At 32.3% G+C, this 26,758-nt stretch carries 23 protein-coding genes; 4 read left to right on the top strand and 19 right to left on the bottom strand.

Annotation, left to right across the window (positions count from 1 at the left end; translation table 11 throughout):
- The first annotated feature begins 7 nt into the window (after positions 1-7).
- Positions 8-1,066 carry an alpha/beta hydrolase gene (locus ACNQGG_RS01360; RefSeq protein WP_417960806.1) on the top strand — a complete coding sequence of 353 codons (1,059 nt, stop codon included), beginning with the start codon at positions 8-10 and terminating at the stop codon, positions 1,064-1,066.
- 265 nt (positions 1,067-1,331) lie between these two features.
- Here the strand turns inward: ACNQGG_RS01360 and ACNQGG_RS01355 are convergent, their stop codons facing one another.
- The 4 genes from ACNQGG_RS01355 to ACNQGG_RS01340 all read right to left on the bottom strand — a co-directional run bounded on the left by ACNQGG_RS01355 (position 1,332) and on the right by ACNQGG_RS01340 (position 6,918).
- On the bottom strand, positions 1,332-2,093 hold the full coding sequence (locus ACNQGG_RS01355; protein ID WP_417960804.1) for a GLPGLI family protein: 762 nt from the start codon (positions 2,091-2,093) through the stop codon (positions 1,332-1,334).
- Between the two features lie 122 nt (positions 2,094-2,215).
- Complete coding sequence (locus ACNQGG_RS01350; protein WP_417960802.1) at positions 2,216-4,999, bottom strand: outer membrane beta-barrel protein; 2,784 nt, start codon at positions 4,997-4,999, stop codon at positions 2,216-2,218.
- Positions 5,000-5,240: 241 nt separating this feature from the next.
- Positions 5,241-6,269 carry a glycosyltransferase family 9 protein gene (locus tag ACNQGG_RS01345; protein WP_417960800.1) on the bottom strand — a complete coding sequence of 343 codons (1,029 nt, stop codon included), beginning with the start codon at positions 6,267-6,269 and terminating at the stop codon, positions 5,241-5,243.
- 43 nt (positions 6,270-6,312) lie between these two features.
- On the bottom strand, positions 6,313-6,918 hold the full coding sequence (locus tag ACNQGG_RS01340) for a DUF4254 domain-containing protein (protein ID WP_417960798.1): 606 nt from the start codon (positions 6,916-6,918) through the stop codon (positions 6,313-6,315).
- A gap of 86 nt (positions 6,919-7,004) precedes the next feature.
- Between ACNQGG_RS01340 and upp the strand changes: the two genes are divergently transcribed.
- The gene (upp, locus tag ACNQGG_RS01335) at positions 7,005-7,658 is read left to right on the top strand and encodes a uracil phosphoribosyltransferase (RefSeq protein ID WP_417960796.1); all 654 of its coding nucleotides are present in this window, start codon (positions 7,005-7,007) and stop codon (positions 7,656-7,658) included.
- On the opposite strand, the gene ACNQGG_RS01330 is transcribed toward upp, so the two are convergent.
- Positions 7,653-8,582, bottom strand: a complete 930-nt coding sequence (locus ACNQGG_RS01330; protein WP_417960794.1) for a DUF6427 family protein — start codon at positions 8,580-8,582, stop codon at positions 7,653-7,655. The genes upp and ACNQGG_RS01330 overlap by 6 nt on opposite strands.
- Positions 8,583-8,726: 144 nt before the next feature.
- Between ACNQGG_RS01330 and ACNQGG_RS01325 the strand changes: the two genes are divergently transcribed.
- The gene (locus ACNQGG_RS01325) at positions 8,727-8,957 is read left to right on the top strand and encodes a DUF6341 family protein (RefSeq protein ID WP_417960792.1); all 231 of its coding nucleotides are present in this window, start codon (positions 8,727-8,729) and stop codon (positions 8,955-8,957) included.
- Positions 8,958-8,990: 33 nt separating this feature from the next.
- Here ACNQGG_RS01325 and purD read toward each other — a convergent pair whose 3' ends face one another.
- Entirely contained in the window at positions 8,991-10,265 is a 1,275-nt protein-coding gene (purD, locus tag ACNQGG_RS01320) for a phosphoribosylamine--glycine ligase (RefSeq protein ID WP_417960790.1), read from the bottom strand.
- Positions 10,266-10,398: 133 nt separating this feature from the next.
- Here purD and ACNQGG_RS01315 point away from each other — a divergent pair, with 133 nt between their 5' ends.
- The gene (locus ACNQGG_RS01315) at positions 10,399-11,706 is read left to right on the top strand and encodes a phenylacetate--CoA ligase family protein (protein WP_417960945.1); all 1,308 of its coding nucleotides are present in this window, start codon (positions 10,399-10,401) and stop codon (positions 11,704-11,706) included.
- Here the strand turns inward: ACNQGG_RS01315 and ACNQGG_RS01310 are convergent.
- From ACNQGG_RS01310 to ACNQGG_RS01250, 13 genes are all read right to left on the bottom strand, one after another.
- Positions 11,695-12,471 carry a glycosyltransferase family 2 protein gene (locus tag ACNQGG_RS01310; RefSeq protein ID WP_417960788.1) on the bottom strand — a complete coding sequence of 259 codons (777 nt, stop codon included), beginning with the start codon at positions 12,469-12,471 and terminating at the stop codon, positions 11,695-11,697. The two genes, ACNQGG_RS01315 and ACNQGG_RS01310, sit on opposite strands and share 12 nt — an antisense overlap.
- Before the next feature lies 1 nt (position 12,472).
- Positions 12,473-13,840, bottom strand: coding sequence for an undecaprenyl-phosphate glucose phosphotransferase (locus ACNQGG_RS01305; RefSeq protein ID WP_417960786.1), 1,368 nt, complete (start codon positions 13,838-13,840; stop codon positions 12,473-12,475).
- A 60-nt stretch (positions 13,841-13,900) separates the two neighbouring features.
- Positions 13,901-14,884, bottom strand: coding sequence for a UDP-glucuronic acid decarboxylase family protein (locus tag ACNQGG_RS01300; protein ID WP_417960784.1), 984 nt, complete (start codon positions 14,882-14,884; stop codon positions 13,901-13,903).
- 28 nt (positions 14,885-14,912) lie between these two features.
- Positions 14,913-16,061: a glycosyltransferase gene (locus ACNQGG_RS01295; RefSeq protein ID WP_417960782.1), complete on the bottom strand. Its 1,149-nt coding sequence runs from the start codon at positions 16,059-16,061 to the stop codon at positions 14,913-14,915.
- On the bottom strand, positions 16,048-17,226 hold the full coding sequence (locus ACNQGG_RS01290; protein ID WP_417960780.1) for an O-antigen ligase family protein: 1,179 nt from the start codon (positions 17,224-17,226) through the stop codon (positions 16,048-16,050). The genes ACNQGG_RS01295 and ACNQGG_RS01290 overlap by 14 nt, the downstream gene beginning before the upstream one ends.
- The gene (locus ACNQGG_RS01285; protein WP_417960778.1) at positions 17,223-18,020 is read right to left on the bottom strand and encodes a glycosyltransferase; all 798 of its coding nucleotides are present in this window, start codon (positions 18,018-18,020) and stop codon (positions 17,223-17,225) included. Before ACNQGG_RS01285 ends, ACNQGG_RS01290 begins: the two co-directional genes overlap by 4 nt.
- A complete protein-coding gene (locus ACNQGG_RS01280; protein WP_417960776.1) occupies positions 18,013-19,392 on the bottom strand; it encodes an O-antigen ligase family protein in 1,380 nt (459 codons plus the stop codon). The genes ACNQGG_RS01285 and ACNQGG_RS01280 overlap by 8 nt, the downstream gene beginning before the upstream one ends.
- Positions 19,393-19,402: 10 nt before the next feature.
- Positions 19,403-20,485, bottom strand: a complete 1,083-nt coding sequence (locus ACNQGG_RS01275; RefSeq protein WP_417960774.1) for a glycosyltransferase — start codon at positions 20,483-20,485, stop codon at positions 19,403-19,405.
- Positions 20,486-20,496: 11 nt separating this feature from the next.
- Complete coding sequence (locus ACNQGG_RS01270; RefSeq protein ID WP_417960772.1) at positions 20,497-21,771, bottom strand: flippase; 1,275 nt, start codon at positions 21,769-21,771, stop codon at positions 20,497-20,499.
- A 75-nt stretch (positions 21,772-21,846) separates the two neighbouring features.
- Positions 21,847-22,392, bottom strand: coding sequence for a hypothetical protein (locus tag ACNQGG_RS01265; protein WP_417960770.1), 546 nt, complete (start codon positions 22,390-22,392; stop codon positions 21,847-21,849).
- Positions 22,393-22,497: 105 nt separating this feature from the next.
- On the bottom strand, positions 22,498-23,487 hold the full coding sequence (locus ACNQGG_RS01260; RefSeq protein WP_417960768.1) for a hypothetical protein: 990 nt from the start codon (positions 23,485-23,487) through the stop codon (positions 22,498-22,500).
- Between the two features lie 9 nt (positions 23,488-23,496).
- A complete protein-coding gene (locus tag ACNQGG_RS01255; protein WP_417960766.1) occupies positions 23,497-25,176 on the bottom strand; it encodes a DUF6909 family protein in 1,680 nt (559 codons plus the stop codon).
- Between the two features lie 33 nt (positions 25,177-25,209).
- Positions 25,210-26,697 carry a GH3 family acyl-acid amido synthetase gene (locus ACNQGG_RS01250; protein WP_417960764.1) on the bottom strand — a complete coding sequence of 496 codons (1,488 nt, stop codon included), beginning with the start codon at positions 26,695-26,697 and terminating at the stop codon, positions 25,210-25,212.
- Positions 26,698-26,758: the final 61 nt, after the last annotated feature.

Below are 26,758 nucleotides of genomic sequence, written 5' to 3'. Positions count from 1 at the left end.
AAATAAAATGAAGAAACTCACATTAATAATTGTTGTGATGGTATTGTTTTTAGGACAACTTACAGCACAGATGAAACAGAAATTATCAGATAAAAATCCAAAAAAAATGAATACAACAGAACATTATACATTTCAACTGAGCGATAAAGTAACTCGCCAAAAAGTAACTTTCAAAAACCGTTATGGAATTACATTATCAGGCGATTTATACCTTCCTAAAGATCGTGGAAGCGAAAAATTAGCCGCACTTGCTATCAGCGGTCCTTTTGGAGCAGTGAAACAACAATCGTCCGGATTATATGCCAACCAAATGGCAGAACGTGGTTTTGCTGCAGTAGCATTCGATCCATCTTACACAGGCGAAAGTAGTGGCGAACCAAGAAATTTAGCTTCTCCGGAAATCAATACCGAAGATTTTAGTGCTGCGGTGGATTACCTTGGGCTTCAATCGGTTATTGACAGAAATAAAATTGGTATAATCGGGATTTGTGGATTTGGTGGATTTGCTTTAAATGCAACTGCGGTTGATAAACGAGTGAAAGCCGTTGCAACGACAAGTTTGTATGATATGACGAGGGTTATATCGAAAGGATATAATGATTCGGTGACATTAGAACAACGTACAAAAACTTTGGAAGGATTGAGTGAGCAACGTTGGAAAGATGCCGAAAACGGAAAACCAGCCGATGGTCCACGTAACTTACCGGAAAATTTGAAAGGCGATGAACCTCAATTTGTAAAAGAATATTTTGATTATTACAGAACGTCTCGTGGTTTTCATCCGAATTCTGTGAACTCATTTGGAGCTTGGTTAATTACGAATACGATTTCGTTTATGAATATGCCAATATTGACTTACGCAAAAGAAATTTCGCCAAGACCCATGCTTTTAATCGCAGGAGAAAATGCACACTCTCGCTATTTTAGTGAAGACATCTTTAAAATGGCCACCGAACCAAAAGAATTAATGATTATCCCGAATGCTGTTCACGTAGATTTGTATGATAAAGTGAATGTTATCCCTTTTGATAAATTGGAGACATTTTTCGAACAGCACTTAAATTAGGTTATTATTACCTAAAACTTAATCCTATGAAATATGTAGTAGCAATTGTTTTGATACTCATTTACACTTTTTGTGGCACGTTGCCACAAAAAGGATGAACCCCGGTATCGGAAATACATTTAATTTTTCACGTTAACGGATAGCGTATTCTGTGCCCACAAACGAGATCAATAAACAAAAGCTACAACTGAAAAAAGTTCTGTTTCCTTAATGTTAGGTGTAGCATCAAATTTAAAACATTATTCAAAATCAATTTGTTAACTAATTATAAAAAAGCATTCCACAAAAAAATATTTTTTTGCCTTTTGTTTTCTTCTTTATCCTCGCCATAGGTGTACCAATCCTTTGTTTTTTCTTCTATCAACGATTTTAGCCCCATTAAATCATAGGTTTTTTTGGCTGTAATGGGTTTTATGTCGGATGCGTTACTGCTATTTAAATCTATTTTGGTTGCGATAAATGAGGTATATAATCTTGGTATTGAAAGTCCCAAAATCATACCCGGTAAGCCACTTATAGAACATGGACCACCAGAAATGGTAATGTCGTCTGTGTAAAAAGCAAATACATATACGTCATCCATTATTTTACCCTCAGCTTTTCGGCAATTATAACCTGCTATTTCTCTATGTTCATTTGTGATTTTCCATTGTATATTTGGTATGCTATCTGCTATTACAAAATTAGTTCCTACTATTTGTTTTTGCATATTCATTTTTCTTGTTGTAAAATCAAAATACCAAGTATTTTCTTCATCGGCATCTTTTTCGTGTTTTGGTATTCTTGTTTTTGAGCTCCATCTATCAAATTTATACATGCTTTTGTTGTCTGCAAAAGTATAGGTGAAATAGGATATTTTTAAGTCCGACAGGTTGTCTTTCATCATCTCATCCCAACTATCATTGCTCATTGTTTTTTTGAGATTGGTATTTACTTCATATTCAATTACAGCTTTATCTATAAATTGTTGTGCTTTTGATGTAGTTGTAAAAATTAGTACAGTAATAAAAAAAAGTATTGATTTCATATGTTACTATTTATTGTTATTCCGTGAACTCGTTTTGTCTCGTTCTTTTACTTTTATTCTGCGTTAAAAAAGCAAAATGACGTTGTCAAATTTGTATATTTTATTTCAGAATAGTTACAAATTTATTTTTTTACTGTTTCGCCTTTATTTTTAAAATTCCAGGTAAAGCCTATCATAGCATATCTTTTGAGCCTATCGTTTCGTTCCTCACCTATTATGTTTTCATAAACATATCTTTTTATGCCTATATTTTGATTCAAAATATCTCGTACCATGATATAAGCTGTAAACTCATCGTTCTTGAAGGTACGTTGCAGCCTTGCATTCCACAATTGATTGGTGAGATTGGTTTGAAAATCGACCGTTTTTTGTCGAGAATATAAATTATAGTCTGTGGACAGTTTCCATTTTTCTCTGAAATAAACACCTATATCCAAGCCCAAATTATTGGTGTTAAACGATTTTATTTCATCGTTTAGAGAAGTACTGTTTCTGTTATTTGAAAAACTATTACTTAAACTAAATTCATATTTCTTTTCTTTTGATTTATACAAGTAAATTGAAAGTCCTGAATTTAAAGAATTGGAATTACTGGTTTTGTTATTAATACTAAGTACTGATTTGTTATAGTTAACAGATGGATTAAGATTAACTTGTAAATCTATTTTTTTTATCTTAAATCCATAGCCAAAATAAAAATTTCCAGAAAAATTACCGTTTGTGTTTATGGGTTTGGTAATTGTTTTAGCACTTTCTGGATCTATATCTTTGTTGTAAGAAATTAAATTGGTAGTAGTTCTAAGAGAAATACTTTGATAAAAATGTGATTCTGTCAAAATACTATAACTACTGTTTGATAGGTTTATACTATTGGTAAAGGATTGCTTTAAATCTGGATTACCTAACGTTTGATTGAAAAAATCTTGATTGTTCCTCAAAGGCTGTAATTGATCGATAGTAGGTTGTTTGGTTGCACCTTGATAATTGAACCGTAAATTACTATTGCTTTTGTATTTGTAGGAGAAATTTGCAGCTGGAAAAAAGTTGGTATAGTTGCGTTTGTATTCTTTGTTTAAAGTTTGATCTTGCAAATCAAATGAAGTAAAACCAAAACCACTCCCGAAGCTATAATTTATTTTTTTGGCATTATAACTCAATTTTAAATTAGGCTTGTTTGTCGTTATTGTCTGTTTGAACTCGTTTGATAAAGAATTTACAACCAAATCATACTTGCCTGTAGCATCCGAATAATCATACGTTAAATAATTACTTTCACCACTATTATAAGTAATTTGATGGGCAAATTGCAATGCAAATTTCTTACCAATAGGCTCCGTATAGGCAACGTTTACAGTAAGATTTTGATTTCTTTTTTCTCCTATTTTGTTTTGATCCACCTCATCCCTGGAGGAAAAAACACCTCCATCATAACTTTCATTGGAAGACTTTAAAAAATTATTTGCATTCGTATTCAAAATGTTCCAACTACTGTTTACAGAAAATGTACGACGGGCTTTGGCGAATTTATGTTTATACAAAATACTTGCAAACAAAGACTCCTTATCCGATTTTGTAATAAATGTTTTTTCTTGTTTGTTTTTTAACAATCCATTATCTCCCGTAGTCTGTCCGTTTGTAAATTCATCGCTATCGGTAGTATAAAAATTGGTTTTGGCAGTAAATTTTATGGAGTTTATAGAATCTAATTTTACGTCATAAGTCGCATTTAGTTTAAAATTACTTCTATTTACATTGCTTATCGTTGATGTGTTTTCGTTTAGTTGGGTTTCTCCTACTTGTGTTTGGGTAATCCTGCTATTATTGTTGGTGTAAATTTGCTTATTATATTTTGGCGAGAGATTCAATGTTTGTTTATCATTCCACTTGTTGCTGTACTGCAATCCTGCATTAGTGTTTTTGATAAAACCATTTTGAGTGTCAACATACGGTTCATCATCAGTATTGCCTCCTGTCCATTCATAATTTACATTTCCATCATCATCCATACTCATGCTTACATCATTCTCTCGTCCACCAAATTTTTCGCTATCTTGCCAACCAAGTCCATCTTGACCCGTATTCCCATTTAATAAAAAAGCGGATAGTTTTCTTTTACCTTTAAAATCACTAAACATAAGATTGCTATTATATCTGGAATCAATCGCTGTTAATGGTCCGTTTGCAGCGTCTATTTTGCCAAAATACCCTTTCTTCTTATCCTCCTTTAATTTTAGGTTAATTGTTTTTTTTGTTTCGCCATCATCTATTCCTGTAAACTCAGCTTGATCACTTTTCTTATCAAAAACTTGTACTTCTTTGACCGCATCTGCTCGTAAGTTTTTTACCGCCATACCAGGGTCATCACCAAAAAATTCTTCGCCATCCACCAATACTTTTTCTACTGTTTCACCCATGGCTTTTATGGTGCCATTTTTATCCACTTGTATTCCTGGCAGTTTTTTTAGTAATTCTTCTACGTTTGCATTGGCATCAACCTTGAAATCACCTGCTCTGTAACTGGTAGTATCGCCTTTAATTCTAATGGAACCAGTCTTTATAATTACTTCTCGCAGCAGTTTAATTTTGCTTATCAAAGCAATTGTTCCTAAGTTTTTCTCATTTTCATTAACGATTATGGCATCTACATAATCAGCATATTGGTTATGGGCCGTCATCAATATATAGTTTCCTGCTTTTACATTTTTGAGATTAAAGTTCCCCTCTTTATCCGATCGGGTAAACTTGTATAAAATAGAATCTATGGGGGTTAATAAAGCAACAACTGAATTGTAAACAGGTTTTTTTTCGCTACCATCCGTTAAAACACCCGAAAGGTTTGCTTTTTGAGAAAACGCTGAAAAAGAGAATAAGAACAAAATTGCAATTGTTACTATAATTTTTGGCATAAATAGTTTCTATTTTATTGTTTTAGCATTTCAAAATTTCTAAAAGCAACTTAACCGAAAAAAGCAATCTTCTTCCACATCAAGTCAGCTTTGGGTGTAAAACCTAACGCACTTAAACCAAAAATAGTATTATTCTCACTAAAAATTTGAATTCTTTTCGTTATAAAAATGTTAAAATTATTCTTACATCTAACAACAAAATTTAGAGGGAAATTAAAATCCTATACTATGTATAAATTTTTTAATTTATTTGTTTACAGATATTTAAAGCCTTTACGATAGAATCTACAGCAATCGTTCGCATAGCGTCTTCATAGCCTTCCACTTTTTTATTTCCATACACCGAAGTAGGTAATTTTGGAAACAGATTTCTATCGGAAACCAATGCATTTTCTATTGGTTGATTAAAAGGTGAAAATCCGGCATAAGGATGTGTTGCGCCCCAAAGCGTAATGACTTTTACACCAAGCATAGCTGCAATATGGGCATTCCCGGAATCCATGGAAAGCATTACATCAAGATTACTGATGAGTTGTAATTCCTGTTGAAATTTGAGTTGCCCTGCCATAGTAATGACATTTTCTTTGTTGGAAGAAAGCGAATTTAAGAGTTCGATTTCTTTTTTTCCGCCACCAAAAAGCAGTATTTTGTAATCTAAATTTGCTGATAATTGATTGATGACTTCCTGCATTAAATCCAAAGGATACACTTTAGAATCATATTGTGCAAAAGGAGCAATTCCTATCCATTTCTGGTTTTTTTCTCCAGTAAATTTAATGATTTCAGTATCTAAAGCTTGTTTTTCAGGGAAAACCGTGCCGACACTTCGGGATGACAAGTCAATGGAAAAACCAAGTTGCCTGAACACTTCTACGTGTCTTTCAATCATCGTTGGCAGTTGCTTGAAAATTTTATTTTCGGGTTGGGTCAATGCTTTTTTCTCCGCTCTTCCTTTATCAACCGAGGCCACTTTTTTTCCGCTTAAAGCAAAAAGACTTCTGACAATTTTAGAACGCAAAACATTATGCAGATCGGCGAAAGCATCAGTATGGAATTCTTTTAAATCTTGGAACAAACGCAACAATCCCAGAAATCCTTTGTGCCGTTCTTTTTCATCGAAAGCAAAAAAAGAAACGTTCGGAATGGAATCGAAAAACGGTTTGAAGAATGGTCTGGAAATGACTGTAATTTTAACTTCTGGGTGCTGATTTACAAAAGCGCGTAAAACAGGAACCGTCATGGCGACATCTCCCATTGCGGAAAGTCTCATGACGGTTATATGTTTGATTTTTTGGGCCAAATTAAAACGAGAATTACTTCTTGTTTTGGTACAAAACAGGATTCAAATCATCATCATTGTACATTTTCATTTGTTTGTACACTTTCATAAATTTATCACCATTTTCAATGTCTTTTATTAAGTCATCAATTGCAGTTGACAAATCAGTTCTTTGCTCTAAAAGAATATTTAATTTAGCCTGACATTTATCTCTGTGTTCTTGAGAAGCTGCTGCACGAGTAGCTTCTTCATTCATGTGATAAATTTTTAAGGCTAAAATTGACAATCTGTCAAAAGCCCAAGCAGGACTTTCTGAGTTGATTTTAGCACTTTCTTTTACTACTACATGGCTGTATTTTTGAAGAAAATAACTGTCTATATATTCTACCATATCCGTACGCTCTTGATTAGAAGCATCAATTCTTCTTTTCAAAGTCAAAGCGGCAACCGGGTCAATATTTGGGTCACGGATAATATCTTCAAAATGCCATTGCACCGTGTCAATCCAGTTTTTATGATACAATAAATGTTCAAATTTATCCTTTGGAAAAGGATTATTTATGGGTTGATCAACATTATCAAATTGATGATAATCCTTAATACTTTGTTCGAAAACTGAATAAGCTAATTTTGAAAACATATCTTTATATATTAAAACGCAAAGATACTTTTTTATACTTTTATAGATTAAAAAAACTTTAGAAGTTTAATTCCAAAATTAAAACGATGCAAATCCATATTTTATCTGAAAACAATAGTGTCTTGAACCATTTTTTAGGACAAATTCGAAATGTGAATGTTCATAACGACAGCATGCGTTTTAGAAGAAATATTGAACGTATTGGTGAAATAATGGCTTATGAATTGAGCAAAGAATTGCATTACAAAAACGTCGAAATTCAAACGCCTCTTGGCATCAAGAAAACTACCGAAATTGAAGATCAATTGGTTCTCTGCTCCATTTTACGTGCAGGATTGCCTTTGCATTTGGGGTTTTTGAACTATTTTGACAATGCAGAAAACGGTTTTATTTCAGCCTTCAGATACCATCCCAATAATGATGATGATTTTGAAATTGTGGTTCAATACCAAGCAATTGCTGATATAAATAACAAAAATGTACTACTGATTGATCCTATGCTTGCCACGGGACAATCTATAGTTGCTGTTTTTAATAAATTAATGGAAAGAGGAATTCCAAAAGAAATTCATATCGCAGTTGTAATTGCTGCGCCAGAAGGAATTGAACATCTTAAACAACATTTACCCGACACATGTCATCTTTGGATTGCTACATTAGACGAAAAACTAAATGAACACAGTTACATCGTTCCGGGACTTGGTGATGCCGGAGATTTAGCTTTTGGTGAGAAATTATAATTGCGAGAAAAAGGCAAAAAGACTGCATAGAATAAAAACAAACAATACGATTTCCTGTTTCAATTTTAGCTGTACAATTTCAATATGACTTGTTGCCATAACAGCTAATGGCGCAAAGGTAAACAGCAATAAATCATTACTTTTATTGGACGAAATTAAGAAAATTACTATTCCAATAAAGAATGAAGCTACTATTTTTTTGAAAGAAACATGTAAAAGCTGCGGTCTGCTTGACAATGTTGCAAACATAGAAATAACGAAAAATAATGCAATAGTAGCATAAATCGAAAAAGCGGCATTTTGGTAATTATTGGTAAAATAATCAATACTAAAATCCATCGTTACACTCCTTGTTATATATTCGATTACGTTTACACTGAATACTGTCGCATATAACAAGAAAAGAATTGTCGCTGTGAAAAAGGCAATAAACGGCAAGAACCAGTTTCTATAATCTCTGGAAACATGGAAAATTATAGATATGAAAACCAATACCATAAAAATAATACTCCAAAAATGAAATAATGCGGCTAAAAAAATCCACAATGATGCATCAAATATTTTTTCTTTGGAAGCTTTAAGTGATTGCAATGAAATCAATCGGCGAAGAGCTAATAGTATGAAGAAATTTGAAACGATCAGGTTCGTGTTGTCTAATACCGAAGGGAAAAAAAGCAGTAATAAAAAGGAGAAAAAAATGGTGTATGTACTGTCTTTGCTCAATCCATTTTTTTTGACAATGAAATTTGTAATAAAAACAGAAGCCAATAAAACACAGAACAATGCCACTTTTTTTAAAATCAAAAAAAGGGAATTAGTCCAAGATAAATCTTGAAATTGGAATATTAAAAAGAAAACCAGTATTAAAATTACAACCAAAGAAAAATTTAATGGTGTAGATTTTTTAAAAACACTTGTTATCATAAGGATATTTTATACTTTTGTGATTGTAAATATAATACTTGTTTAAAAAGGAAACCCTGCAAGTTCAAAAAGATTCTTACTAATAAGACCTTTCTGCTATCCAGAGCTCTTTAAAAACAACTAATAAAATTAATTTTATACATTATGAAAGCATTTTTCGAAGGAATACAATACTTATTTGTAAATATTTTATTTGCTCCTCTAGATTTTTTACGTGCATTAGAGCTTAAATCTTGGTTTGTTGCTAATACTATCAACTGGATTTTCATGATTATTTGTGCAGCCGCAATGGTATATTGGATCAAACAATTGAAAATTTTTGAAGACGCAGGAACAGAAAATCAAGATACTACCGCTCACTCTTTCTTAAAATAATATTAAAAAAAAGTGAACGATAGATAATAGAAACTATTTTAAATCGTTTCCAATATCTTTTCTAAAATACATCTTATCAAAATTTAGTTTATCTATGTTTTGGTAAGATTTTTTTATGGCCTCTTCGAAATCATTTCCATAAGAAGTTACGGTTAAAACTCTTCCACCATTCGAAACAACATTTCCATTTTCTATTTTTGTCCCTGCGTGAAAAACAATAGAGTCTTGGATGTTTTCCAATCCTGAAATCACTTTTCCTTTTTCGAAATCTTCTGGATATCCACCAGAAACTACCATAATTGTAGTAGCGCTTCTTTCGTCAATTTCCAACGTAATTTCATCTAGTTTTTCATTGGCTACAGCCAAAAACAATTCGACTAAATCTGTTTTCAATCTTGGAACAACCACTTCCGTTTCCGGATCACCCATTCTCACATTGTATTCAATTACGATTGGCTCATTATTCACATTAATCAATCCAATAAAAACGAATCCTTTGTATGGAATTCCGTCTTTCTGGAAACCATCAATAGTTGGTTTTACGATGCGTGTTTCGATTTTTTCCATCAAAACTGCGTCAACGTAAGGAACTGGAGAAACTGCTCCCATTCCGCCTGTATTTAACCCCGTGTCCCCTTCGCCAATACGTTTGTAATCTTTGGCCGTTGGCAGGATTTTATAATTTTTTCCATCGGTAAGGACAAAACAGCTTAATTCTATTCCGTCAAGGAATTCTTCAATCACCACTTTAGAACTCGCGTCACCAAATTTTTGGTGTACTAACATGTTTCTTAATTCTTCTTTGGCTTCCGCCAAATCTTGAATAATCAAAACCCCTTTTCCAGCTGCTAATCCATCCGCTTTTAAAACATAAGGCGGTTGTAGCGTTTCCAAAAATTTGCATCCTTTTTCAACTGTTTCGGCAGTAAAACTATCGTAAGCAGCAGTTGGAATATTATGTTTAATCAAAAATTCTTTGGCAAATTCTTTACTTCCTTCTAATTGAGCACCAATTTTTGATGGTCCAATAACTGGAATATCTTTTAACTCTGCATCATTTAAAAAGAAATCATAGATCCCTTTTACTAATGGATCTTCGGGTCCTACAACAACCATTTCTACTTTTTCCTGAAGAACAAAAGCTTTGATAGCGTCAAAATCTGTTGGGCTTATATCAATATTGTTCGCTATTGCTGCTGTTCCGGCATTTCCTGGTGCTACAAAAAGTGTGTCACAAAGCGGACTTTGAATCATTTTCCATGCAAAAGCATGCTCTCTTCCGCCTGAACCCAATAGTAAAATAGTCATGATGTTGTTTTATTTAGTTGTGGTGCAAAAATAATTGCTTTTGAACTTAAAAAATAATTAATTTCCAAAAAGTTGTTGGTTCTTGGTCATTAGTTGTAAGTAAATATTATTTTTGATGAAATATACCTTTAAAATGCTTCCACTTTTCGACTTATCACTGCAACTAAATGGTTTCCCAATGAAGGAAGCCAAAGCCGAATTGCGAAAAATTGTCGCTTTATCCGAAAAAGAACACGAAGCTTTCCTTGAAAATAAAAAGTTGGAAATCGTAGATTTTCATTTACAAAACAATCCATTTTATCAGGAGTTAGTTGGTTCAAATGCTACCAACTGGGATAATTTACCTGTTTTAAATAAAAGAAACTTACAAAAACCATTGCTTGAAAGACTTTCGAGCGGGTATTCTCCAAAAAACAGTTACGTCAATAAAACGTCTGGTTCCAGCGGCGATCCTTTTATTTTTGCCAAAGATAAATACAGTCACGCTTTGACTTGGGCTTCGAATATCTATCGTTTTGGTTGGTACGGAATTGATTTTAACCGTTCGTATCAGGCCCGTTTTTATGGGATTCCAATGGATTTTATTGGCAACAAAAAAGAACGTTTCAAAGATTTATTGAGCCATCGGTTTCGATTCTCCATTTTTGACCTGTCAGATGTTATTTTAGAAGAGATTCTGAAAAAATTTCAGAATAAAAAATTTGATTACATCAATGGTTACACGAGTTCAATTGTTTTATTTGCCAAATATTTAAAGAGAAAAAACGTCCTTTTAAAGGAAATCTGTCCCACTTTAAAAGTATGTATGGTGACTTCCGAAATGCTTTTTGAAGCAGATAAAATTCTTTTAGAGCAGCAATTTGGAATTCCGATTGTTAATGAATACGGTGCTTCAGAACTGGATTTAATCGCTTTTCAAAACCCTCAAGAGGAATGGCAAGTGAATTCGGAAACATTATTTGTAGAGATTTTGGATGACAATAATCAAGCGGTTCCAAACGGTACTTCTGGCCGAATTGTCATTACTTCATTATTCAACAAAGCGCACCCGTTTATACGCTATGAGATTGGCGATATTGGGATTCTGGACGAAAAAAGTACGTTGAAGAAACCTATTCTCAAGAAATTAATTGGAAGGACAAATGATATTGCACTTTTGCCAAGCGGGAAAAAATCACCCGGATTGACATTTTATTATGTAACAAAAAGCTTTATTGAAGACGATGGAAACGTAAAAGAATTCATTATTAAACAAACAAAAATTGATACTTTTGAAATTGAATATATGAGTGAAACCGAATTAAATTTGAAACAAATTCAAAAAATAGAAACCGCAATTGCCTTGTATCTGGAACCTAATTTAAACTTTAGTTTTATTAGAAAAAAAGCATTGGATAGAAGCAATCGAGGGAAATTAAAGCAGTTTAAATCATTTATTTAACTTCTTACTATAACCTGGTTTTATGATTAATTGCGTGAATAAAAACCCAATCATACAAAAGGACGCAACAACTATATTAAATCCATGAAAAGTCCTGTAAACCATAAAATTATGCTTCAATAAGTCTAATTTAGAAGCTGAAAGTGAATGCTCTCTAATCCTATAAAAGGCCAGACTTTCAGGAATAGGCTGTGCCGTTTTAATCTTTTTTAGAATCGTAAGCCATAACATCCAGTCTTGGCGCTTCCTAATGGAAGAAATAGTGATTTTATCGAAATAATTCACATCATAAATACCGGTAAGATTCCCAACATAATTACAAAAAAAAAGTTGTCTGTAGGAAAGATTTCCAGGTGCTTCCACTCTTTTGTTCAATGGCTTTCCTTCTTCATCAATGCAATCATAGAATGAAAAAGTAAAAGGTACATTATTGGTTTTAAGAAAATCGATTTGTTTCTCCAGTTTTTGTGGTTTCCACAAATCATCAGCATCCAAAAAAGAAATATACCTTCCTTTTGTTTTAGCCAAAGCCGTGTTCCGGGCAATACCGGTTCCCAAATTTTTTTCGGATTGAAAAAGTTTGATTCTATTGTCCTGAAGTGCCATTTTTGTAACAATAGCAACCGTTTCATCTGAAGAACAATCATCCACAATAATCATTTCCCAATTTTTGTAGGTTTGATTCTGCACAGACTGAATCGTTTCTGAAATGAATTTTTCAGAATTAAAAGAAGGCGTTATAATTGAGACTAATGGTGTTTCCATTTTAATATGCTTTTTCTTCGCCCTTAAAAATATTAACTATAGTTTGGAAAATTATTTTTAAATCCAGGATAAGAGACCAATTTTCGATGTAAAAAACATCAAATTTTATTCTGTTAATCATATCATCTTCTGTTTCAATTTCGCCACGAAAACCTTTTACTTGCGCTAATCCGGTAATTCCGGGTTTAACATAATGACGTACCATATATTTTTTAACTTTATTCCCATAGGTTTTATTTTGGGCCCAAAGGTGTGGCCGCGGACCTACAACTGACATATCGCCAAGTAAAACATTTATAAATTGAGGCATTTCATCCATACTTGTCTTTCTCATAAACTTCCCTATTCTGGTAACTCGCGGGTCATTTTTTGAGGCTTCTGTTTCCGTTTTTTTATTGATTTTCATGGAACGAAGTTTATAACAAAAGAACTCGTTTTCATCAATTCCAGGCCTTCCTTGTTTGAAAAAAACAGGCCCTCTGGATTCTAATTTTATTAAGATCGCTAATAGTGGAATTAACCAAGACAATAGAAAAACAATAATTGTGATCGAGAAAACAATATCAAAAATTCTTTTAAACACCTTTGTACTTGGCTCATGCAACATTGTTTTATTCAACGAAAGCACAGGAAAAAAATCGTAATAATCTATTTTTAAATTCTTAGAAAAAATCTCTTTTGTATCTGGTATAAATTTTATTGTTTTATTGTTTTCATCGGCAAAATCAATCAAATCTTTCAAATGCTCATTGGAAATTTCATTTAAAGAGCAGTAAATTTCATCCACACAATTTTCAATTACAAATGGTTTCAAATCCGCTAATTTTCCTTTAATATTCTGATTTGATTTCTTATCCGAAAAATAACCTAAAAAACGATATCCATAATCATTTCTTGTTTCAAAAAGATTTTTTAGTTGAATTGCTTCGGGCGTATAACCAATAATGACCGCACTTCTATAGTTACTTCCTGTTAATATTCTATATTCTTTTAAATAATAAAACAATGAAAATTTTGAAATCGTAATCAGCAACATAACTGAGGATATAAACATTACAATCACCTCTCCACTAAAGGCAACCTGCTTTGAAAATGGAAAAAAAGCAATGATAATCAAAAGAAATAAAACTCCTTGCTTGATTATTTTCGAAATAATTTCAATGGGTGTTGTGAAGCGATATATTTCATAAAATCGTATAAAAAAAGCAGCAGTAATCCATCCAATTGTCTGATAAATAAGATAATATTCAATGTCTAAATTTAGTTCTCTAAAGATGAACAAACTTAGTCCTGAAATAACTATTAGATCAATTGAAACACTAATAGGCCGTATGTATTTTGAATATCTTCCTATTTGTGATACCGTCATAATTAGAGAATGTATTCGATACTATTAATTTAAAATGAATCTAAAAATACGTTTGTTTCACTATTTAATATAACCTGAAAAGTCTTTATGTTCTTCTTTTGAAAGTTCTTCTTTAGACAATGATTTAAAATAGTCATAGGTGATTTTCATTCCTTCGGCACGATTTACTGTAGCTTCCCAACCCAACAGCTTTCTTGCTTTGGTAATATCAGGTTGACGTTGCAAAGGATCATTTATAGGTAAAGGAAAATAAACCACTTTCTGGTTGGTTCCTGTCAATTTTATAATTTCTTCGGCAAAGTCTTTAATGGTAATTTCATCCGGATTACCAATATTCACCGGAAGAACATAATCAGAATGCAATAATCTGAAAATTCCTTCCACTTGATCATCAACATAGCAAAAAGAACGCGTTTGCATTCCGTCACCAAAAATAGTTAAGTCTTCCCCACGAAGCGCCTGACCTATAAATGCAGGAATGACTCTACCGTCATTGAGTCTCATTCTTGGGCCATACGTATTGAAAATTCGAACGATTCTGGTTTCTACTCCATGAAAAGTATGATATGCCATAGTTATGGATTCCTGAAAACGTTTCGCTTCATCATAAACGCCCCTTGGCCCTATTGTGTTTACATTTCCATAGTATTCTTCAGTTTGTGGATGAACCAATGGATCTCCATAAACTTCAGAAGTGGATGCAATAAGAATTCTGGCATTTTTTACTCGTGCCAAACCTAAAAGATTATGCGTTCCAAGAGAACCTACTTTTAATGTTTGTATTGGAATTTTTAAATAATCTATTGGGCTTGCGGGTGAAGCAAAATGCAAAATATAATCTAATTGACCCGGAACATGGACAAATTTGGTAATATCATGATGATAAAATTCGAAATGCTCCAGTTTGAACAAATGTTCTATATTTTTTAAATCTCCAGTGATGAGATTATCCATGCCTATAACAAAATAGCCTTCTTTAATAAAACGGTCACAAAGATGTGATCCTAAAAATCCTGCCGCTCCGGTGATGAGTATTCTTTTCATAAACGTTGTTTGTTTGGACAAAATAAGACTATTTATGCGACTTTTTATATTTTAAATTTGATTGTTTTAGATAAATAGTTTCCAAATTCACGATTTTTTTTAAAATATTATACTCTTGTTCAAATGAATTTTTGGCGTTTTTTGAAAACGTTGCATGTATTTCCTCTTCGTTCCATAATTTAATACATTTTGCCGTAAAATCTGCCGTATTATTTTCTTCCACTAGATATCCATTAAAATCGTTTGTTATCAAATCTCTGTTGCCATCGCAATCTGAAACTATGCAAGGCGTTGCTAATGCCATGCTTTCGATAATAGAATAGGGCAATCCTTCATATCGTGCCGTTGAAATATAAAATTTCGCATCCTTAATGATATTAAAAACATCCGTTCTTTTCGTCCAGTTCAAAAGAGTGATGTTAGTTGACATGTCTAACTCTTTTATAAGTTTTTTTACGGAATCTAAATTATCCGAAACTGGTCCTACTCCCATTAAAACTAAATGAATATTTGTCGTTTTCTTTATTTCGTACAAAACCCTTATCATGAATTCAATATTTTTCTGATAAGACGGACGGCCAACGGTGCAAATATAATTGTCAGGCCAGCTTTTTTTTATGGATAACGGATTGATTTCATCAATTGGTTTTATTGTATTATTGAAAAGCAATACGTTTTCTTTTTTAAACCCTACTTCTTCAATTGCTCGTTTCATTTCAGACTTGGAAGAAGCTAAAAGGGTAACATTTCCTTTGGATAATAATTTTTCAATTAACAGGAAAACGGTTCTTTTAAAATTGTTATCTGTACTTAAATAGGAAAATGCCTGCGGAGTATATACAACCGGAATTCCCGTAAAAATTGCAACTATCCTTCCAATTACACCTCCTTTAGCACTGTGGCTGTGAATTAAGTCCGGTTTTTCCTTTTTTAGAATTCGGTATGTTTTTATTATCGAGATAAGATCATTTACAACTGCTATTTCTCTGGAGATAGGCAATTTATATTCCGTAACAAGAGCTTTATTTTTATCGTAAAAGCCTTCTTTTGTATCAACAATTCCATGGATTACGATATTTTCGAATTGTGATGGATTGCTGTTTTCAAGAATTAGCCGCAAGGAAACATCAACACCTCCTACGGAATGGAGAATATGGGCAATTTTAATTTTTTTCATCTCTATATTTTGCGGTTATAGAAAATACGATTGCGGTTAAATAACAACCAAATTGCCTATGCAATACATTTTCCATCAAAAAAAATAACGTTAAAGAAACAACAATTGAAAAAAAGTAAAAATTTCCTATAGCATTTTTCATCATAGAAAACACAAAAAATAAAAACAGTCCCAATCCTAAAAAACCACCAATTAGAAAAAAGTCAATAAATTGGTTATGAGAATTATATTTTATAGCTAAAAACCATGCTTTTTTACTTTCATTTGAAATAGAATCAGCATAACATTGAACATATTGTTCTTGCATCCAATTGAAGCTTTTACTTCCAAAAATTAAATTAAAATCAGACGAACGAATTATCTCTGATGCACAACTCCAAATTACAACTCTTGGTTCATAATCTTGCATTGTTTGGAAACTATCGGCAACAAAAAATCTGTTTGACAAATTTTTATAACTTAACAAAGCAGTAAATACGGCTATAAAACAGACTGTAATAATTATTGCTTTTTTTACAGCGGATAAACCTGAATAGAATAAAAAGTAAATTATAGCGACTCCAATTAACGTGATTAAAGACAATCTTGCCGCAATAAAAAAGATAAAAATTCCAAAAAACAAACCCAAAGCAAATAGTGCTTTTTTAAATTTCGGATATTCTTTTGCCATGAATAAACATAAAATTAATGCAACAAGGCATATAAATCCCATGTAAGGCCTTTCTATTATCAAAATTCTATTTACGTCTTCCCCATTACTGAAAGGAAGTGTTTTATTGTCTAAATAATAAATGGAAGTATGAATTAAGGCAATACTGACAGCGATAAAAACCGATGCTATAAAACCCCAAATTATTTTATTTCTTGGAACTGGAATAAATACTATTGGAAGTATAATTACCATTAAAAATCGACTGAATACATTTACTTCGTTATCAATTGAGGATTGGAAAACAGCCTTAATCAGCAGATACAGGAAAAGCAATCCAAAGGGAAAAAAATAGTGCTTTTTTGGAAAAACTATTTCTTTCTGATAAAGCAGTACGGCATAAAACAACAAAGCAATCCCTAAAATAATATTGGGTATTGATTTTGAAAAAGACAATGCCAATACTAATAAGAGAATAATGTTGCTGTAGCTTTCTTTCTTTGAAAATATACTCATTCTTTGAACCCTTTTATTTTTTGAATGATTGAATGGGGTAAAATATACAAAATCAGATTTCTTATAATTCCATAAACTGGCCAAAAACCAAAATAAAAATTATCCTTAATAACCCTTATTCTGCTCCAGACCTGTACTTTCCTCTTTGAAAAGGAAATCCCTGATGGATTGATTTCATATTGCAGCAGAAATTCTGGCAGATTAGCCGTTTTGAATTCTTTTACAATTTTAAAGAAAAAAGCATAATCTTCAGCTGCTTTATAATTTATGGGATACTTCCCGACAATAGCTATAATTTCTTCTGCAAACATAACCGCTGGATGAAGAAACATAGCGTTAGTAAACATTTTGTTCTTTATTTCTTGGTTCTTTTCCGGAAATAAAGTCTTGTATAAAAAATTGCCCTTTGGATCCACCGCAATAGCATTCGAACCCACTAATTTTATTTCAGGATTTTCAACCAGAAATTTTTCTTGTATTTCAAACCGTTTACCAATGCAAGTATCGCCACAATCCAATCGAGCAATAAAATGATATTGATTTGTTTTTACAATATAATCTAAGCCATGATTCAGCGCAGATTCAATCCCTTCATTATTTTCTAAATAAATATACGTGATTTTTCCTGTTGCTTTGAAAGCAGTATTTGTAGCTGCTTCATTGATTCTTCCATTGATGCTCCCATCGTCCACAATAACAATATCCACAGCTTCTGAAGCTTCTATTGATGCCACAGATGCCATTAGTCCAAGCGGATTATTATAGTGCGGAATTAATAGAACGACCTTATTCATTTATCGTTATTTTTTCTTGAGACAATCGCATCAAAATAGCGAAGGAGAGCCAAATGCCATAAATTCGAAAAGTATCTATCTGCAACCAATTAATAAATAGACCTGATAACGAAATTAATAGTATATAAGACAGGATTTGCTTCTCTCCAGTACTGTTTTTTATGAATATTTTTGTTTGCTTTATGGAATAATAAATCAATGCCAATAGAATCAAAAAACCAATTATACCCGTTTCTGCCAATAATCTGGTATAAAGATTATATCCCGGAGGGAATGATTTTACATTCTTATTCTTATACATCAAATCAAACTCATAATTATCTTTTGTAGCCCAAGTTGGATAGTGTGTTCTGCTATGATACGTCTGTTGTCCAAAACCAACCCCAATAATAGGATTTTCCTTGAAAACTTGTAAGGAAGCATATTGCAACCCAAATCGAGATTGATTAGACTTATTGCTTTTTAAATTTCCAATAAAATTTAATGAAATTACTTTTTCTGAAATGGCGTTTACTGTTTTTTTTCCATTGAAAATAAGCAACACCGAAAATAGAATCAAAAACCCATAAAAGGATTTTACAAAATAATTTCTAATTTTTCTGTCTTTGTAAACGATCGTCGCAAAAATAATTAATTGAAAAAGGACAACCATTAAACCTGTTCTTGATCCTGAAAAAAAGGTAAGTACTAAAACCAAAATGGCCGGCAGAAATTTCCAACTCTTTTTTTCGGTCAAAATATAACTGAACATCCATCCGGCAATGGTGATTAAATAAATTGCAAGAAATGGTGGTTCATAAGCAATGGAAGAAATACGTCCTTTATCATGAATTAAGACTTCCAAAAAAGGAAAATAATCAAATAATTTTAAAATCGGATAGAAGAATCCAAGACCAAAATAAGAGACTAAAATCTCCAGAAAACCATAAACAGAAGCCACAATTAAAGACCAGAAAAACGCTTTCCTTATTTTAAAAAGCAGGTCTTTCAGTTCCATTTTTCGGATAACATTATAGTAAAAAAGGAAGAAAATAATACTCGAAAGTAACAAGGCAAAATATTGCCTGATAAATCTGTTAATTCCTCCTGTGTGCTTAAAATAGTTAGATTCTACTGTTTGAATATTTAATACTGTAGTAATGAAACACCAGAATAGAAAAACCAACATGATTTGAAAAATTGGGTTTTTTAAAGGAATCGTAATTTTTTTAGTAAAACCAGATTCAATAATTAATACTAAAAATCCCAACAAAAAGAAAACTGCACCCGCCTCACTTTTAAACTCTCCAAGTATCGGCAGACCTTCATATTCGTTAAACGAAAAAAAGAAAAGACCTAGAAAAAAAAGGATTGTATATAATTTTCTGAGCAATTTTTTATTTTTAAGTGTTTTGAATTCTTGGATTATTTAAAAACCGAATGGTTTCTGAAATTTTGGGATGGTAAACCGTTTTAATTGATAAAACTAATAAATATAAACCAACAATCGACTTGTTTTTTATAATTTTCAAAACTAGAAATTCGTATTTTCCTTTAGTATACAGTATTTCATTGCAGTATTGATTTGATAAAGAAAAGACTGTTGGGTGAAAAACCATGTTTTTAATATAACTTAATTTTTTGCCGAAAGAAGCTTCAGCCGTGGCGCATTTATATACTAAATAACATACTCGATGGATAAAACGAGTGGCTTTTAGCTTTTCTAATTCTTGATAAGTGATGGAAAGGTCGTATTCTTTTTTGTAATCAAAATGGAATTTTTGTAGCGCCTTGTCAAAATAATCATTTTCAATTGTTTTTCTGGATTCACTAGTAGGTACTTCTCTGTAGTAATAACCGCTATAATCTATAAAAATTACTTTAGAGGCCTGATTAAATATCTGAATGTTAAACATATTATCTTCTTCAATAACTCTCGTTTTTGGAAACCGAACATCATTCTGAAACACTAAACTACGTTTATAAATTTTATTCCAAACGGCAAATAAATCTTCCTCGCGCAATAAACTTGGAATAATATTTTTCTGGATAAATTCCTGGTCATATATTTTTTCTACAGGAAAAACGGCTTGCTTAATGATATACTTACCATCTCTGCCTAAAATCGTTTTAGAAACTACAATGTCGAGATTGTTGTTTATGGCGTTGTTATATAGCGTTTCAAACATCGTTTCCTTTACAGAATCATCATTATCAACAAAACCAATATAAATGCCTTTTGAAGCTTCAATTCCTGTATTTCTCGCACCGCTAATGCCTTTATTCTCTTGATTAATCAGGATAATCCTATTGTCTTTTTCCTGAAATTGTTCAATAATTTGTTGGCTGGAATCAGAGGAGCCGTCATTGACAAAAATAAACTCACATTCCTGTAATGTTTGACTTATCAATGATTGTATACAATCGTCCAAAAATCCTTCTGCGTTGTATACAGGAATAATGACGCTTACTTTAATTTGTGTCATGGCTCTTTTTATTAGCAGAATTTATCCGTTTCTCTTTTTGCATAAAACCACATTCCAAATACTATAAAAATTTGTGTAACAGTAAGTGCAATGGCCGTTCCTAGTGCTTCATAAAAGTAGGTTAATCCTAAATTTATACTGATATTTAAAACGGTTGCCCATAAAATGACCCGAAAATATAAATTGTCCTTCCCTAAATTTAGTAAAATTTGTTTACCAAACATCGTGTCTAAGAATGATGCAAGTGGAATGATTAGCACTATTTTAAATAAAATGATCGCTGGATTCATTGCTTGTCCATAAACTAACGTTATAATTTCCTTAGCAAAAAAGAATCCCAAGAGCACAATTATCGAAAAAAAGAGTGCGCCAATTCTTGTTATCTTATTTATTTTCTTAATCGTCTGTATTTTATTTGAAATCATTTCATTGGCCAAAAAAGGAAACAAGACATTCGAAATAGGAGTTTGGAAATTTCCAATAGCTCTGGCTAATTTTTCTGCAGCGCTAAAGTAACCAACTGCTTGATTGCCTACAAAAATTCCTAATATCAATGTATTGGTATTGGTAAACAAAGAAATTTTTAATTCGGACAAAAAAACATACTTCCCTTTAATTAATTGGTTTTTGATCCTTTGAAAGGATTGTAGTTTTAATTGTAAATCAAAGTGCTTTTTTACAAAATAAAAAGATAGGATTCCAGCGATTACAATTCCTGAAGCATTAAAAATAGGAACTAAAAAATAATCCTCTTGTTGTCTGACAAAAGTAAAAATTGCGATGGTGAAAATAATTTTTGTAAATATGTTCAGATAAGTAATATACCGCATCTTTTGCATTCCTTGGAAAAACCAAACTGGAAAAATAGCCTGACCAAGAACAGATCCAAAAGAGAAAAAATAAAGTTCCCAATGATTGCTGAATATTTCAAAACTAAAAACAATAATTGACATCAAAAAGAAACACAAAACAAGCAAAAATAATTTTGTAGACATTACGTCATTAAAAATATCTTGTTGCATTTTCTTGTCTTCAATCGCAACTGAAATATCTCTGGTAGCAATTGAGTTGAATCCAAAATCTGTAATAATCTGAAAATAGGTGATTAATGCGAATGAGAAAGACAGTAATCCAAAATTTTCTATTCCCAAAACTCTGACTAAATAAGGGAAGGTAATTAAGGGTAACAGTACATTTAAACCTTGGAGTATAGCAAGGTAAACAAAATTAGAAACTAATATTTTGTGCTTTTTATCGTATAGAACTTTATTAAAAAAACTAAACATTATTTCATGTGTTTTTTATAAAAAGAAGGCTACACCTTGTCAGGAATAGCCTTTGAAAATTTTGTTTATTATGAACTATAATTTAACCCCTCTAACTTTTTCAAGCTCTATATAAATTGCTGGTTTTGTATTAAAAAATGGGTCGTATTGATCTCCTTTTGGAATGAAAGTAGCTGTCGATGAAGCTTCATCAAATACTATAAATTCATTAGGGGTAAAATATTTTAGTAAATCTTTTTGATCAACTTTAAATGTTCTGCCTTCAAAACTTAAAGTTATAGCGTTAATTTTTACCGGTTCTTGCTCTTTTTTCGAACTAATATCAAAACGGATATCATTTGGTAAAACTCCTTCAGGAATGCTGAATGTTACGGTTTGAGGCTCTTGTTTGCCTTTTAAACCATAATAAACGGTGTTTTTTTCGTCGAAATAATTAATTGAAGGATCTTTATAAAAAAGGATTAATTCGTCATCTTTTTTAATCACCAACTCAACTGTAACATCAAATGTGTTGGCTTTTACTTCTTCAACTGGGGCAGCCACTTCTTTCTTATCTTCTTTTTTACAAGAGACTAATGCTAAGGTTAAGAAAAAACTTGCTGCTATTAATTTTATTTTCATCTGTGTTTTTTTACAAAAATATATTTTATTTCTTAAAGAGAAATCTGTTTTTATATATTATCTGTTCTTGAATTATTTTTTACCTACAATCGTTTACCCTAATTATTAACCGTTTTGCAATGCTTTTAAAGCTTGTTTTCTATAAAAAGCAATAAACAATCGGAAAATAATAAAGCATAGAACAAATAAAATTGGCAGAACAAATTTTAATTTTCCGTTGATTGAACTCTTATTTTCAATATTTAGTGTTGAACTGTTATCTTTTATAATTTTATCTAACCCTATCAAACTAACTCTATTGGTTCCTTGTTCGTTAATTAGCCCCTCCTTAGTCTTGATGATATCATTCAGCTGTGTGTTTTCGTTATAATAAACCAGTTTATCACTTTTTGTAGCGCCATTCATCCTATTAGAAAAGCCGTTTAAAACTCCATTTATTTGTGAAATAATAGAGTCATTTTGAACCATCTTAATTTGAATATTGTTTAGTACTCCTTTCTGAATTTTCTTGTAATAATCAGTTTCGTTCAAAAAATTTAATAATGGCTGAACTGTTTCTTTATCATTGGTTAATTTTCCGGTAATCAATGATACCTTATGAAATGTATAATTTTTACTGGTCAAATTATCCACGACAGTTTTTTTAATATCTCCATCTTCTGCCATCAGCTTGATTAGTTCAAAATTTTCCGGTTTATTTTCAATAAATTTATAAACATCTGCTATTGGATTGATTTCTATTTTCTTAATTTCTTTCGGTTTTTGTATTCCGACAACTTCTTTTAAAAAAACAGTATCTCCCTCCTTAATTTTAGATTCAATTAAGTCAATTTTTGCATATAAATAATCCGTACTTCCAAAATTTGGTGTCACTATAATTTGATGATTATAGTTTTTTTGTGTTTGATCTAAAAATATTCCTAACCCGACTCCAACCACTATCAAAATTGAAATTACGATTGCATTTATTACAAAAAACTGAATACATCTGAATAAAAAAGTATCAAATCTTTGAAAAAGATTGCTGATTTTCTTAGAAATTTGCGACAAATCAATTTCCTGATCCTCTAGTGTATTGGGTTCGTTTTTATTCATACTATTCTTTTATTTTACGTTGAAAATTTGTTCCAATATTTTAATGGTAATCAAATACGTTGGTTTTACACCTGATGTTCCCAGTCCGCCAGAAGCTAAGGTACTTCCTGTTTCCAATGGATTATCCGAAGCGTAATATGCATATCTCACTTTGATATCCAAAGGAACACTTTTTCTGATTTTCGATGCAGATTGAATGGCTTTTTGATAATAAGAACCTTCCATTTCCAATCCAATAATACCCCAAGTCGATTCATGAAAGAATTTTAATAAATCCCTGTTTTGCAATGATGTTCCCAATACTGTAACCATTGGTCCAGCAAAAACTGCAATATCGTTGCCCTCAAACATCTCAGCCGATAATTCATTATGGAAAAAATAATTGTCTGCTGTTCCCTCATTGATGTGCGCATTCGGAATCATAATATCTCCTTTACCGCCTTCCAGAATTCCCGCTTTTCCCATGATGGAAACTGATTCCACATTCAATAAGGTCTCTTTTTTATACGGTTTTAATAATTCGTCAATCGTTTCATATGCTTGCTCGCCAAAAGCGTAATCCATCACAATTATAACTGGTTTTTTTTCTCCCGTATTTGCCTTTGGAAACGAGGTTTTAGTCCAGTCAATTTTGGCGGTATCAAAAATTTGCACGTCAATATTGGTTCCTGAAGTGTCCGGTAACGAAATCATTCCGTATTTCAATGCAATGTCTTCCACCTGATTGCGAACGTCATAAGAGCCTGACTTACTCAATTCTTCATAAATAAAGAAATCTGATTTGTCTTTAAACTTGGTTTTCAAAGCCGGTGTTGCAAAAATAGAGTTCATTACACTGTGCATATTGGCACTAATCACATGAATTGGACGGTCTAAGAGCTGATTCTCTTTTAAAACTTCCTTAATGTTCGTTGCCCAAATTTCACCATGAATATGATGCCCCAATCGTTCCCTCAAAATCGGACTGAATGTTATGGTTCTTTTATTATTGTCAACCACTTCCTCAATCGCTAATTTGCCCAACCAAAAAATTACATGTAAGAAGCGATCTGGTGCAGTTACCGACCCAAAGGCATCATATATCTCTAAAACGTCCTCAAATGTTCTTCCCAGAATATTTGAAGCATGCGAAATTGCTTTCTCTTTTTCTACCAGAGTCAGTTTTTTATTTTGGGAAACTGCTTGTTCCAGTTTGAACCAATCACGTGAAACTTCGCCTGCATCGTCAAGCAAAACTCTATTTCTTATTTTATGGGATTCGATAAAAATGAACGTTAAATGCGTCAAAATATCATAAATATCCGAACGCCCACGCGTAATCTCCACATTCATTTGTTCCTCATCAATTCGATAACAATTACGGCGTCTTTTAGGTGGAACAATCGCTTGGAAATGCGATTTAGAATACCCTTCATCCGACGTTAAATTAATGAACCTACATTCTTCGATTCCTACCGGCAAACGCTCAATAACGTATAAAAGACCATTCAATTCTACTTTTTCTTCACCAATATTACCGTAAATTTCTGGTCGCAAAGCCAGTAAAGCTTCCCTCAAAGTATCACCGGAAATACCCATTGGTTTATAAAATCCTCTATTGAACAAATGACGCATCGTGATGTACATTTTTTCAATGGCTGCCGATGATTCTTGTGCTCTGGAGCGTGATATATGTTTCGTATCTTTCATTTATTCTATTTTCTAAAATCAAATGTAACCCTTTTATTTTTTGTTTAATAAATCCACAATGGCTCTGTCATTAGAAAGTCTGGGGATTTTATTTTGTCCGCCCAGCTTGCCTATTGACTTCATATACTCCTTAAAACCGTTTTTAGCGACTTTTGTAATCACAACTTTTCGCAAAACGTGTCCCACAATTAAATCGTCGTAATATACGTTTTGCTTCCTCATGGCAGTGTCTATAGCTTCCGCAAAAGTGACGCTGTCTTCCGGTTCGTTCTCAAATTCAATGAACCATTCGTGATATGGTAATCCTTCTGCTGGCGTGATTTGTGGAGCTACAGTAAATTCATTTATTCGAATATTGGTTCCAATTATCGCTTCCTGCAACGCACTTTCTACTTCCTTACCAATGACATGTTCCCCAAAAGCTGAAATATAATGCTTGATTCTTCCGGAAACAATCACGCGATACGGTTTTAATGAAGTAAACTGAACGGTATCACCAATATTATAACCCCAAAGTCCTGCATTGGTAGAAATAATCAACACATAATTTACGTCTAATGCTACTTCACCAATCGTATAACGTCTTGGTTTTTCCGTATAAAATTCATCACTTTTTATAAATTCATAAAAAATTCCCGAATTCAAAAGCAGTAACATCCCCTTTTCTTTCTGGGAATCCTGGTACGCAAAAAAACCTTCCGAAGCCGGAAATAATTCGATGCTATCTACTTTTCGACCAATTAAATTCTCAAATTTGGCACGATACGGTTCATAATTTACCCCTCCGTAGATAAACAAATTGAAGTTTTTGAAGATTTCTCCCACTGGCTTTCCTCCTTTTTGCTGTAATTTTTCAAAGTACATTTGCACCCAAGATGGAATCCCTGAAATCACCGTCATGTTTTCGTTAAATGTTTCTTCAACAATCGCATTCACTTTAGTTTCCCAGTCTTCAATACAATTGGTTTCCCAAGAAGGCATTCGGTTTTTTTGTAAATATTTTGGAACAAAATGAGCAACAATTCCGGATAATCTTCCGAGTTTTATACCGTACTTTTCTTCCAAAATCGGGCTTCCCTGAAGAAAAATCATTTTTCCGTCAATAAAATCCGTTTTCCCGGTTTCGTGAATATAATGCAGAATCGCATTTCGAGCCGCTTCAATATGAAAAGGCATGGATTCCTTGGTCAGCGGAATGTATTTAGCCCCGGAAGTGGTACCCGATGTCTTGGCAAAATACAATGGTTTCCCTTTCCAAAGAATATTTTCGGCACCTTTTACCACTTTATCAACATAGGGTTTCAATGCTTCATAATCCCGAACCGGAACCAGATTGGCAAAATCTGCACTTGATTTAATTGTATCAAAATGATGATCGATTCCAAATTGAGTTTCCTTAGCTTCTTTGATTAATTGTTGTAAAACTTTCTTTTGGGTCACAACAGGATTATTGGCCCAAGCCTGAGTTTTTTTATAAATTTTAATTGCAAATAGTTTTGCAGCAACTGATTTTATTGACATTCTTACTGATGGTTTAATGATTTTTTGCCGCGAAGACGCAAAGCACGAATTTTTATTGTAA

It is taken from the genome of Flavobacterium esculini (genome assembly GCF_048284325.1).
GTDB lineage: Bacteria > Bacteroidota > Bacteroidia > Flavobacteriales > Flavobacteriaceae > Flavobacterium.
The sequence above is the reverse complement of the archived record's forward strand: the minus strand, read 5'-3'. Positions and strand labels throughout refer to the sequence as shown.

Excerpts from the sequence above, each read along its gene's own strand:
- ACNQGG_RS01310 (WP_417960788.1), bottom strand. The coding sequence starts at position 12,471 with ATGGAAACACCATTAGTCTCAATTATAACGCCTTCTTTTAATTCTGAA.
- ACNQGG_RS01270 (WP_417960772.1), bottom strand. The coding sequence starts at position 21,771 with ATGTTTAGTTTTTTTAATAAAGTTCTATACGATAAAAAGCACAAAATA.
- upp (WP_417960796.1), top strand. The coding sequence starts at position 7,005 with ATGCAAATCCATATTTTATCTGAAAACAATAGTGTCTTGAACCATTTT.
- ACNQGG_RS01285 (WP_417960778.1), bottom strand. The coding sequence starts at position 18,020 with ATGAATAAGGTCGTTCTATTAATTCCGCACTATAATAATCCGCTTGGA.
- ACNQGG_RS01260 (WP_417960768.1), bottom strand. The coding sequence starts at position 23,487 with ATGAATAAAAACGAACCCAATACACTAGAGGATCAGGAAATTGATTTG.
- ACNQGG_RS01315 (WP_417960945.1), top strand. The coding sequence starts at position 10,399 with ATGCTTCCACTTTTCGACTTATCACTGCAACTAAATGGTTTCCCAATG.
- ACNQGG_RS01340 (WP_417960798.1), bottom strand. The coding sequence starts at position 6,918 with ATGTTTTCAAAATTAGCTTATTCAGTTTTCGAACAAAGTATTAAGGAT.
- ACNQGG_RS01355 (WP_417960804.1), bottom strand. The coding sequence starts at position 2,093 with ATGAAATCAATACTTTTTTTTATTACTGTACTAATTTTTACAACTACA.
- ACNQGG_RS01290 (WP_417960780.1), bottom strand. The coding sequence starts at position 17,226 with ATGAGTATATTTTCAAAGAAAGAAAGCTACAGCAACATTATTCTCTTA.
- ACNQGG_RS01255 (WP_417960766.1), bottom strand. The coding sequence starts at position 25,176 with ATGAAAGATACGAAACATATATCACGCTCCAGAGCACAAGAATCATCG.
- ACNQGG_RS01305 (WP_417960786.1), bottom strand. The coding sequence starts at position 13,840 with ATGACGGTATCACAAATAGGAAGATATTCAAAATACATACGGCCTATT.
- ACNQGG_RS01250 (WP_417960764.1), bottom strand. The coding sequence starts at position 26,697 with ATGTCAATAAAATCAGTTGCTGCAAAACTATTTGCAATTAAAATTTAT.
- ACNQGG_RS01330 (WP_417960794.1), bottom strand. The coding sequence starts at position 8,582 with ATGATAACAAGTGTTTTTAAAAAATCTACACCATTAAATTTTTCTTTG.
- ACNQGG_RS01350 (WP_417960802.1), bottom strand. The coding sequence starts at position 4,999 with ATGCCAAAAATTATAGTAACAATTGCAATTTTGTTCTTATTCTCTTTT.
- ACNQGG_RS01325 (WP_417960792.1), top strand. The coding sequence starts at position 8,727 with ATGAAAGCATTTTTCGAAGGAATACAATACTTATTTGTAAATATTTTA.
- ACNQGG_RS01265 (WP_417960770.1), bottom strand. The coding sequence starts at position 22,392 with ATGAAAATAAAATTAATAGCAGCAAGTTTTTTCTTAACCTTAGCATTA.
- ACNQGG_RS01300 (WP_417960784.1), bottom strand. The coding sequence starts at position 14,884 with ATGAAAAGAATACTCATCACCGGAGCGGCAGGATTTTTAGGATCACAT.
- ACNQGG_RS01275 (WP_417960774.1), bottom strand. The coding sequence starts at position 20,485 with ATGACACAAATTAAAGTAAGCGTCATTATTCCTGTATACAACGCAGAA.
- ACNQGG_RS01360 (WP_417960806.1), top strand. The coding sequence starts at position 8 with ATGAAGAAACTCACATTAATAATTGTTGTGATGGTATTGTTTTTAGGA.
- ACNQGG_RS01295 (WP_417960782.1), bottom strand. The coding sequence starts at position 16,061 with ATGAAAAAAATTAAAATTGCCCATATTCTCCATTCCGTAGGAGGTGTT.
- purD (WP_417960790.1), bottom strand. The coding sequence starts at position 10,265 with ATGACTATTTTACTATTGGGTTCAGGCGGAAGAGAGCATGCTTTTGCA.
- ACNQGG_RS01345 (WP_417960800.1), bottom strand. The coding sequence starts at position 6,269 with ATGAGACTTTCCGCAATGGGAGATGTCGCCATGACGGTTCCTGTTTTA.